The 10,000-nt window shown below is 46.9% G+C and carries 9 protein-coding genes; 5 read left to right on the top strand and 4 right to left on the bottom strand.

Translation table 11 applies throughout. The features are described from left to right. The coding region (gene dnaE, locus LDL18_RS04330) for a DNA polymerase III subunit alpha (protein ID WP_296507151.1) at positions 1–3,036 on the top strand (3,036 nt) is incomplete at its 5' end. A 797-nt stretch (positions 3,037–3,833) separates the two neighbouring features. Here dnaE and LDL18_RS04325 read toward each other — a convergent pair. After that, the gene (locus LDL18_RS04325; protein ID WP_296507150.1) at positions 3,834–4,382 is read right to left on the bottom strand and encodes a DUF308 domain-containing protein; all 549 of its coding nucleotides are present in this window, start codon (positions 4,380–4,382) and stop codon (positions 3,834–3,836) included. A gap of 236 nt (positions 4,383–4,618) precedes the next feature. Here LDL18_RS04325 and LDL18_RS04320 point away from each other — a divergent pair, with 236 nt between their 5' ends. Both LDL18_RS04320 and LDL18_RS04315 read left to right on the top strand, forming a co-directional pair. Beyond that, complete coding sequence (locus tag LDL18_RS04320) at positions 4,619–4,930, top strand: transposase (protein WP_296507149.1); 312 nt, start codon at positions 4,619–4,621, stop codon at positions 4,928–4,930. Beyond that, positions 4,931–5,422, top strand: coding sequence for an IS5 family transposase (locus LDL18_RS04315; protein ID WP_296507148.1), 492 nt, complete (start codon positions 4,931–4,933; stop codon positions 5,420–5,422). It abuts the gene before it with no gap. Positions 5,423–5,664: 242 nt separating this feature from the next. On the opposite strand, the gene purQ is transcribed toward LDL18_RS04315, so the two are convergent. The 3 genes from purQ to LDL18_RS04300 form a co-directional block, all read right to left on the bottom strand. After that, the gene (gene purQ / locus LDL18_RS04310) at positions 5,665–6,330 is read right to left on the bottom strand and encodes a phosphoribosylformylglycinamidine synthase subunit PurQ (protein ID WP_296507147.1); all 666 of its coding nucleotides are present in this window, start codon (positions 6,328–6,330) and stop codon (positions 5,665–5,667) included. Further along, positions 6,330–6,563 carry a phosphoribosylformylglycinamidine synthase subunit PurS gene (gene purS, locus LDL18_RS04305; protein WP_011241301.1) on the bottom strand — a complete coding sequence of 78 codons (234 nt, stop codon included), beginning with the start codon at positions 6,561–6,563 and terminating at the stop codon, positions 6,330–6,332. The genes purQ and purS overlap by 1 nt, the downstream gene beginning before the upstream one ends. A gap of 170 nt (positions 6,564–6,733) precedes the next feature. Continuing rightward, the gene (locus LDL18_RS04300; RefSeq protein ID WP_296507146.1) at positions 6,734–7,744 is read right to left on the bottom strand and encodes a KpsF/GutQ family sugar-phosphate isomerase; all 1,011 of its coding nucleotides are present in this window, start codon (positions 7,742–7,744) and stop codon (positions 6,734–6,736) included. Positions 7,745–8,198: 454 nt separating this feature from the next. Here LDL18_RS04300 and LDL18_RS04295 point away from each other — a divergent pair, with 454 nt between their 5' ends. Both LDL18_RS04295 and LDL18_RS04290 read left to right on the top strand, forming a co-directional pair. Beyond that, positions 8,199–9,521 carry an efflux RND transporter periplasmic adaptor subunit gene (locus LDL18_RS04295; RefSeq protein ID WP_296507145.1) on the top strand — a complete coding sequence of 441 codons (1,323 nt, stop codon included), beginning with the start codon at positions 8,199–8,201 and terminating at the stop codon, positions 9,519–9,521. Between the two features lie 39 nt (positions 9,522–9,560). Next, a partial coding sequence (locus LDL18_RS04290; protein WP_296507144.1) for an efflux RND transporter permease subunit occupies positions 9,561–10,000 on the top strand: 440 nt, incomplete at its 3' end.

Below are 10,000 nucleotides of genomic sequence, written 5' to 3'. Positions count from 1 at the left end.
ATCTTTCCCGATCGTTTATATATCGAACTTTCCCGCCGTTCCGAAGAAATAGAGGAAGCCGCCGAAGACGGGCTGATCGACTTGGCCTATGATCGGGATATTCCGTTAGTCGCCACTAATCCGGTGTGTTTTTTAGAGGCCGATTTTCACCCTGCCCATGATGCTATGCTCTGCATTGCTGATTCCGCTTATGTGGACAGCCCCGATCGTCGGCATAGCTCTCCCGAAGCATGGATGAAATCCGGCGAAGAAATGGCGCGGTTATTTGAAGATATACCGGAGGCCATTCAAAACAGCTTGGTGATCGCGCAACGCTGCGCGGTGGCTGCCCCCGTTCGAAAACCGATTTTGCCCAGCCTTGCCGGTGACCGTGAAGGCGAAACCCTGATGCTTCGGAAAGACGCTTGGGCAGGGCTAGAAGCACGATTGGCGGCTATGACCACGCCCGTCGATCGCAAAGCCTATGAAGAACGGCTGCAATATGAATTAAATATCATCGAAAATATGGGATTCCCGGGCTACTTTTTGATCGTTGCCGATTTTATCAAATGGGCAAAAAGTAACCAGATTCCTGTTGGGCCCGGACGCGGTTCTGGGGCTGGATCGGTCGTCGCATGGGCGTTGACGATTACCAATCTTGATCCTTTACGCTTGGGATTGCTGTTTGAACGCTTTTTGAATCCTGAACGTGTTTCCATGCCAGATTTCGATATCGACTTCTGCGAAACGCGGCGTTCCGAAGTGATCAGCTATGTGCAGCATAAATACGGTCTCGACCATGTGGCACAGATTATCACTTTTGGACGAATGAAGGCGCGCGCTGTTCTAAAAGATACGGGTCGCGTTTTACAAATGAGCTACGGCCAAGTAGATCGTCTAGCTAAATTGGTGCCCAGTCAGGCCAGCGATCCTTGGACATTGGACAGGGCATTAAATGGCGTGCCTGAAATCGCCTCGGCTTATGAAAATGAAGAAGATGTCCATCGTCTGCTTGATCTCGCGATGAAGTTGGAAGGCCTGCCGCGTCACAGCTCAACTCATGCCGCAGGGGTGGTCATCGGGGATAGACCGTTACATCAATTAGTGCCCCTTTATCGTGATCCGCGTTCCGATTTTCCGGTGACGCAATTCGACATGAAATATGTTGAAAAAACCGGATTGGTGAAATTCGACTTTTTGGGATTAAAAACCCTCTCGGTGCTGAACAAAGCGGTTCAAATGCTGAAAAAACGCGGGATAGAAGTCGATCTCGATCATATCCCCTTGGATGATGAGGCCGTTTTTGAACTTTTGAAACAGGGGGACACCGTTGGGGTGTTCCAATTGGAATCCGAAGGGATGCGGCGCACGCTTGCTGCCGTGAAACCGACCCGTTTTGAAGACATCATCGCCCTTGTTGCGCTCTATCGTCCGGGGCCTATGGATAACATCCCGAGTTTTGGCGCACGTAAAAACGGTGGCGAAGAAATCGTCTATCCCCATCCTTTGCTCGAACCGGTTTTGAAAGAAACCTATGGTATCATCGTTTATCAAGAACAGGTGATGCAGGCCGCGCAGGTTTTGGCCGGTTACTCCCTTGGGGAAGCCGATCTGTTGCGGCGCGCCATGGGTAAGAAGATTCAATCAGAAATGGACGCGCAACGCTCGCGTTTTGTCGAAGGCAGTAAAAAACACGATATCACAGAGGCACAAGCTAACCAGCTTTTCGACTTGATTGATAAATTCGCGGGCTATGGCTTTAATAAAAGCCACGCCGCCGCCTATGCTCTTGTGGCGTATCAAACCGCATGGCTAAAAGCCCATTACCGCGCCGAATTTTACGCTGCTGCGATGTGCTTCGATATGGCTTTGACCGACAAGTTACAGGTCTTTGTTGACGATATGCGCCGCTCTGGCTTGCGTTATCTTCCGCCCGATATCAATCGCAGCCAATCCGATTTTACGGTTGAAGAGGGCTGCGTTCGCTATGCCCTTGGTGCGTTGAAGGGGGTCGGTGAAAAGGCGATGGATGATATCTGTCAGGAACGTGAAAAGAACGGCGCATTTAAAAACCTTGATGATTTTGCCAATCGTATCAATCCCGAACATCTCAACCGGCGGCAATTAGAAAGTCTTGCTTCTGCGGGTGCCTTTGACTCTCTTGGGGTTGATCGTTGCGCTGTCAAACAGAGCAGCGAAATGATTATTGGCACGGCGGCCAATATCCACCGTATGCGGAAAAGCGGGCAGGGTGGTCTCTTCGGTATGGAAGAAATGGCGATGCCTTCCATCAAATTACCGGAAGATAAAATCTGGAGCCTGACCGAACGGATGAATGCCGAAAAGGAAGCCTTTGGTTTCTTCTTCTCTTCGCATCCGATCGACAATTACCGCTCTTTGCTTTCCAGCCTACGGATCAGAAGCCGCGCCGATATTAACCGTCTGGCACCGCCTTCTTATCCGCAAGATGACGAAAACCCTCAAGATTATCGTAAAAAACGGATCGCAACCCAAATGGCGGCGATGATCGAAGATGTCCGCTGGCGGGATTCTGCCCGTGGGCGGCGTTATATGATGGTCGCCGCTTCGGACGCTTCCGGCCAATTTTTTGCCAGTTGCTTCGACGAAAAGGCCACGAAAGACTTAGAGCAAGCGGCCAAAGAAAAAGCCTGCGTTCTCATGGAGGTCGAATTAGATTGGCGACCGGGGGACGAAGCCCCCCGTGTCTCTATCCGTGCCATTCAACTCTGTGAAAATTTAGCCCCCTCTGTCCGCTTGAAAATGACGGTCGCAACAGGCGAAGCCGAAGCTCTTCCTGCTTTATCGGAATTGGTTAACCGCTATCGCGGCGGCCAAGGCGAATTATATGTCCGCGCATTATTACCTGATGGTGCTTCCACTGATTTTCTGGTCGGTCGCCATTATATCCTAAGCGCCGAATTAAAAGCCAAAATCAAACGCCTGTCTGGCATCAAAGCCGTCGATCTCAAATCCTTTGTCGAAGAAAAAGCAAAACAAAAACAGGACAACGCCCAAAAACAACCCAGCTATGCCTAAAAGTTATGTGGCACTCAAAAAAGCCTTTCACAGTAATAAATAATGCAACAAAAGGCGCTGCCACAAAAAGCCATGTCGCGGTGTAAAGCCTCATGCCATAGTTTGAAGATAGGTGTTTTAACCCTGTCTTATTGGGGGTTTCTTGTCTCTCTTCTGTCATTTCAGAAGCCAATTTATAAGGAAGATAAAAATTTTTACCTCTTTTGAATACTTGCCTCTCCTATAGGAATCGTGGTCATCATATTTTAGCTATTTTGTAATTCTTTCTAGCCACAAAACTATTTAAAGCCTGCCATATAAGGCCTTTTATCTAGGTTCGGTTGGCAAAAGAAAGGTAACCACAATTCTACGGCTGCGATATGAAGAGAGGTAAAAAAAATTTTCTGGTTTTGTCGTAGCGTGATACGTCGAAATGGCTTTAACTTATCAAATATCCGCTCGATATGATGACGATCTTTGTAAGATTGAAAATTGCAGGAAATATCTTCTTTCTGATTTGAATGAAGCAGAATAACAGGAAGGATGCCTCGAAAAAGCAGCTTTTCGCGCAGATCATCGCCACTATATGCTTTATCAGCTACTTCGTGCCTAATGGGCAGATTATAAATGACTGATAAACGGGGATAATATTCGTTAGTGGATCAGCTTTGTCGATAAGACAATAAAATCGACCTTTTTTGACATCAACGCATATCGAAGATTGGTCACCTCAAAATAAAGGCAGATTAAAAAACAGGCCGCCTTTCACATAAGACGACCTGTTTTTATTAAAAAGTCATGGGTATTTTACTTCAAATTTAAAGAATGATGTCTTCTTCCTGTAATCGTTTCAGCCGCAATGCCAGCATCGCCATACCCACGCCTTCACTGACAAAGGCGAATCCGACGGCCAAACCCAAAAAGGCCAAAGAGGTTTTGTCGCTTGAAAAGAACAGGAATAGGGCGATCAAGCTGTTGACAATACCCCGTAAAAGCAGCCAGTTTCTTTCCGTCACAATGCGGAAAGCAATAAAAAGCTGGGTCAAACCGACTAACAGCAACCAGCAAGCAATCAACCACACGATCGTAAGCGCACTAGCCACCGGATATTCGATTGCAATCACACCGGTAATAAAAGCAATCACACCACAGATAATATCCAGCCAATGGCCTCTGATATGACGGCTGCTAAAGCCAGAAATAATCGCGAAAATAGCCGCAACAATCAAAATCCAGCCGAAAAACAACCCGCTGGCAACCGACATATGGAAAGGAAAACAGATAGCCGCAATACCGAAGAGGATTTGGCAGACCGCATAGGCCATGGTCCAACCCCAACTGCGGTTTTCAGAAAACAGACGTCTCATTTTTTCTTCTCCGCAGAGATCCGACAAGATTTTCACGCTTAAAACACAGTCGAATAAACGCAGTATAATCCTGCTAGTAATAAAGAAAAAAGAGACAGATTTGTTCCTGACCAATGACAAACAGGCTAAAAAAGCCTGACGATTTGATATTTTGTAAGATTAGCTTCTGTTGATAACGAATATCATTTAAGATTTTCAGGGATAAATTGAGGACAAGTTTTTGTAAGGCAGACTGGATGCGAGGAGATCTGACGGATGTGGAGTGGAAGATAATAGAGGGTCTTCTTCCAAGCGAACAAGGCCGCAGCGCGCGTCCCGCAAAAAGTAATCGGTTGTTTCTAAATGGTATGCTTTATGTGCTTCGAGCAGGCTGCCCGTGGCGAGACATGCATGAACGCTATGGGAAATGGAATTTGGTTTATGTTCGGTTTCCTCGGTGGGCGGCACAGGGTGTGTGGGACGTTCTTCTTGAAACCCTCCTTGACCTTGGCCTGACGGATGACTGGCAACATAGGGTAGATAGCGCAATCATTCGAGCTTATAGCTAAGTGGCTGGCGCAAAAGGGGGACGTATAAGGACGGCTTTGGTCAAAGAAAGCTATGGTAATGGCGGCTTTATAAGCAAGATCCACGCTCGTTCAGATGGTCAAGGACGCCCTCTAGCTTTGATACTAACCGGCGGTGAAGTCTCTGATTATTCTGGTGCCGACAGCTTTATAGATATTCCTGTCACAACGCCTCGCCGTTTTCTCAGCAAAAAAGGATATGATAGCGATAAGCTACGAAAAACAACTGATTTTTCAGCTATCCTGCCTATTATCCCGCCTCGCTCTAATCGAAAAAAGCATATTCTTTATAATTTACAGCACTACAAAGATCGTCATCATATCGAACGGATGTTCAATAAGTTGAAGCCGTTCAGACGTATCGTCACAGGCTATGACAAAACCAGACAATCTTTCCTCGCTTTCCTTCATACTGCCGCTGTAAAATTATGGTTACCTGACTTTGTCAACAGAACCCAGTTAATCGCTATTTGAGAGTAAGATAGCTATGTCTATGCTAGATTCAGGCTTAAAATCCGCCTTCTCAATCTGAAGGCAATCACAAATATCAAGCCTTGGCTGTGATGAAAACTCGACAAAAAACAAATCAGCCGAACCAAGAAGACTATAAAAATTTATAGCATCAGGCATAAATAAAAACGTTGAAAATAGTCTCAATATTTAAACAGATGAGCAACCGACCAAAAACATAAAAAGCCGGTTGCTCTTCTTTAATTTTAAGCCATAACCTGCATCAAGGATGCAAACATATTATAGCCATCTTTGCCCCCATGGGCATCTTCGATCATTCTTTCAGGATGTGGCATTAAACCGAGAACATTGCCTTTTTTGTTAAGAACACCAGCAATATTTCGGGCAGAACCATTGACGTTTTCGGTATAGCGCAATGCTACCCGATCTTCGTTTTCCAGCTGATCCAAAGTAGCCTCATCCGCGGTGTAATTCCCGTCATGATGGGCAACCGGCAGATGAATTTTCTGGTTTTTCTTGTAAAGACGCGTGAAAGGCGATGTCGTGTTCTGAATTTCCAGCCCGACATTCCGGCAAATAAAGGACAGGCCAGCATTCCGCATCAAAGCACCGGGCAACAAACCCGCTTCGGTCAGGATCTGGAAACCGTTACAAATGCCGAGAACCGGCACACCGCGTTCAGCCTGTTTAATGACCGCAGGCATAACCGCCGAACGGGCAGCCATAGCACCAGAGCGCAGATAATCCCCATAGGAAAAGCCACCCGGTACAGCGATAAGGTCGAGGTCGTCTGGCAATTCGCTTTCCTGATGCCAGACCATAACAGGCTTGTTGCCACAGATTTTTTCAATAGCAACAGCCAGATCACGATCGCAGTTCGACCCCGGAAAGACAAGGACAGCAGCTTTCATCAGGCAACCTTCTCGATACGAAAGCTTTCGATGACCATATTAGCCAACAGCTTCCTGCACATATCCTCAATTTCCTGATCGGAAACGTTATCATCAAGATCAAGTTCGATTAAACGGCCAACCCGGACATTATTCACGCCGGAAAATCCAAGCCGTTCTAATGCGTGATGGATAGCCTTACCTTGAGGATCGAGGACGCCATTTTTCAGCGTCACATGAACATTAGCTTTCACTACCGCCTTCTCCCTAATCTAATTTGTAACAGGCTTGAAAGCGTTCATAGCCATCCGCCTTTTTTACACAATAGACAGCTAAACTGTCTCATCAAATTTAGCCCTCCTCTAAATTATACCGCTTAAAAAGAGAAGGGCTTGGCAGGATAAAAACGGCAAGGCTATCCGGTTTAGAGACCCATTCGGGTCAGATCATGGATATGAAGCAGGCCAACAGGCTGTTTTGCGCCATTTTTACCCAAGATAAACAGACTGGTGATTCGTTTTTCAGTCATCAAAATTAAGGCATCTTCAGCCATATCATCTGCCCGCATGGTTACAGGATCAGATGTCATGACATCTTCTGCCGCGCTTTCCATCAAGTGATCGGCATGGCGTCTCAAATCACCATCTGTAATCACACCCATCAATTCGCCTTCGTCATTAACGACACCTGCGCTTCCAAAACTTTTCCGGCTCATGGTTACCAGAACATCGCGCATCGGTTCTTTACGATGCACAAGGGGGAGGGCGTCACCTTCATGCATCAAACGACTGACAGATTGTAATCGGAATCCGATTTGGCCACCGGGATGCAGTAATTTGAATGCGTCACGAGAAAAACCGCGATGCCTCATCATGCTGACAGCCAAAGCATCACCCAAAGCCATGGTTAAGGTTGTCGAGGTTGTTGGGGCAATATTCGCAGGGCAAGCCTCTTTCAATTCTGGCAAGCGCAGGCTCAACGTTGCTTCTTTTGGCAAGATATCACCCTTTTGAGAGGTGATAACAATAACCGGCACTTGAAGCGTCTGGGCATAGCTGATCATCGGCAATAATTCGCGCGTGCGGCCAGAAAAAGAAATGGCGATCAAGATATCGCCATTCATCATCATCCCCAAATCGCCATGGGCAGCTTCCGCCGGATGAATGAAAAAGGCGGAAGAACCAGTAGACGCTAATGTTGCGGCTATTTTCCGTCCGACATGACCGGATTTTCCGATACCGCTTACAATAATGCGGCCACGCGTTTCGAGCAGCATCGAGACCGCTTTTGCAAAATCGACACCGATAGACGCGGCGAGATGATGCATCGCGGTGGCTTCGGACAGGATGACATTTCGCCCATGCTTGATAAACTGACTAAAAGAGGGGTCTTGATAAGGGGTAGAGTCATCGACTGCCTGAAGGGATTGTTGCATATAAAGCCTCTGCCAAATTTTGTGACCATAACCGGATAATTTCGTTCTTATAACGAATGAAATTACAGCTTTGGTTAGGTTGACTTTTTGTTATTTTCTTTTACGGTATTTTTGTTATTTTTTTACAGTTAGAAATAATAAAACGCCCTTGAAATTTTCAAAAACTTTTGTCTTAATCGCAGAATATAACGGATATTATTAACTTTGCATAAATTAACAAAGTGAAAACATCATCCATTAAGCAAGAAATTTTGTGGCCTTGCCTTGGCTGATTTGAAACGGTTATGACAAGCTTAATAGGATATTTTTAAAGAGCGACAAATAACAAAGTTACCTGCAAAATTGTCATTTTTTATTCATTTCCAAGTCATAAAAGGCTTCCTATCGTGGCCTTTCGGTAAAAACAGCCTGTGATCGTAGTGATTGTGATTTGAGGAGAGGGTCAGCTAGCCATATGCAAGAAGAAACAGACGGTCAGAACATGCCTCATCCGGATAAAAAACAAGAGACAATCGAGCCGTCCTCTGCTCCTTCTCTCTCCCAAAAAGGAAAATTAAAAAGCTGGATCATTTCACTGGTCGTCTTAGCTTTGATCTTTCTTTTAATCGCCTATATCACTCATAACAACAAGACTAATAACCAGAAATCTGCCAGCCATGGCCATCATGGAAAATCCTCAAAAATGGGGCCTCCGGGCGATGATGGCGATATGCCGGTGACGGTCTCTATCGTCAAAAGCAAAACGGCGGATGTTCCAATCGAGGTCGAAGCCTTGGGGACGGTCACGCCCGTTTCGACGATTACAGTAAAGCCACAGGTCTCCGGCTATATTAAACGGATTCTCTATACCGAAGGACAGATGGTCAAAGAAGGCCAACCTCTTGCTCTGATTGATCCCCGCCTTTACTCAGCCCAGCTTGTCCAGAATGAAGGCGCATTGCGTCGGGATATTGCTCAGCTTGAAAATGCTCGTATCCAGCTTGCCCGCGATCAGCAGCTAGGCTCTGATTCCATTGCAAAACAGGATGTCGATACACAGGCCGCTACCGTCCATCAGTTAGAAGGTACGGTCATTGCTGATCGCGGTGCTGTTGATTATGCGAAAGTCAATCTCGGCTATACCACAATTCCTTCACCTGTTACCGGACGGGTTGGCTTGCGTCCAATCGATCAGGGGAACTATATCGCTGCTGGTGATAGCAGTGGCGTTGCGGTTGTCACCTCCCTTGATCCGATTGATGTTGTTTTCACTATGGCACAAGATTTTGTCCCTGAAGTCGAAAAGCAGGTTAAGACAGGCCGCCAGCTAACCGGCACCGCCTATGACCGGACAAAAACCGAAAATCTCGGGGAAGGGTGGTTGCTGACACTTGATAACCGCATCGACACCACCAGCGGGACAGTAAAAGGCAAAATCCGTTTTCACAACGCAACGGGAAAATTATTCCCGAACCAATTCGTGAATATCCATTTGAATGTAGAAACGCTGCGTCAGGTTGTCACCGTGCCGTCCACGGCTATTCGGGAAGCTGACAATGGAAGCTATGTCTGGTTGGTTGATAAACAACGGAAAGTGCATCGCCATTTTGTGACAACAGGCAGCAGCTATGGCGATAATATCGTCATTCTGAAAGGTCTGGATGCCAATCAGTTGGTTGTCACCGAAGGGGGCGATCGCCTGATAGAAAATTCCGAGGTGCAGACTCCAGCGGAATCTTCCAAGGAAATGAATATCAAACCACGGGATAACGCGACAAAAACGCAGGCTAAATCATAAGATGATCCGTCAAGAAAAAGGTCGCAAGGAATTGGCTGAATGAACCCTTCACGTCTTTTTATCTTGCGGCCTGTCGCAACCTCGCTGATCGTCATTGCGATTGTGCTAGCTGGTCTGCTCGGCTTTCACTATATGTCGCTTTCGGCTTTGCCCGAAGTGGATTACCCGACTATTCAGGTCTCTACCCTCTATCCGGGGGCTTCGCCGGAAGTTATCAGTCAGACGGTCTCCGCGCCTTTGGAACGGCAATTCGGGCAGATGTCTGGCCTTTCCCGTATGACTACTAAAAGTGCGGCTGGGGCGTCGGTCATCACCTTGCAATTTGGCCTTAATGAAGCCTTGGATGTTGCAGAACAGGAAGTGCAGGCGGCCATCAATGCGGCTAATGCCCTGTTACCGGCTGACCTTCCGGCACCGCCGGTTTATGCCAAAGTCAATCCGGCGGATTCGCCGGTTCTTACCTTAGCGGCAAGCTCTGA

Origin of the sequence: Zymomonas sp., assembly GCF_020216885.1 — a bacterium.
Classification (GTDB): Bacteria; Pseudomonadota; Alphaproteobacteria; order Sphingomonadales; family Sphingomonadaceae; genus Zymomonas.
This window is presented reverse-complemented; position numbering and strand designations above follow the sequence as displayed.

Excerpts from the sequence above, each read along its gene's own strand:
- purQ (WP_296507147.1), bottom strand. The coding sequence starts at position 6,330 with ATGAAAGCTGCTGTCCTTGTCTTTCCGGGGTCGAACTGCGATCGTGAT.
- LDL18_RS04325 (WP_296507150.1), bottom strand. The coding sequence starts at position 4,382 with ATGAGACGTCTGTTTTCTGAAAACCGCAGTTGGGGTTGGACCATGGCC.
- LDL18_RS04295 (WP_296507145.1), top strand. The coding sequence starts at position 8,199 with ATGCAAGAAGAAACAGACGGTCAGAACATGCCTCATCCGGATAAAAAA.
- LDL18_RS04300 (WP_296507146.1), bottom strand. The coding sequence starts at position 7,744 with ATGCAACAATCCCTTCAGGCAGTCGATGACTCTACCCCTTATCAAGAC.
- LDL18_RS04320 (WP_296507149.1), top strand. The coding sequence starts at position 4,619 with ATGCGAGGAGATCTGACGGATGTGGAGTGGAAGATAATAGAGGGTCTT.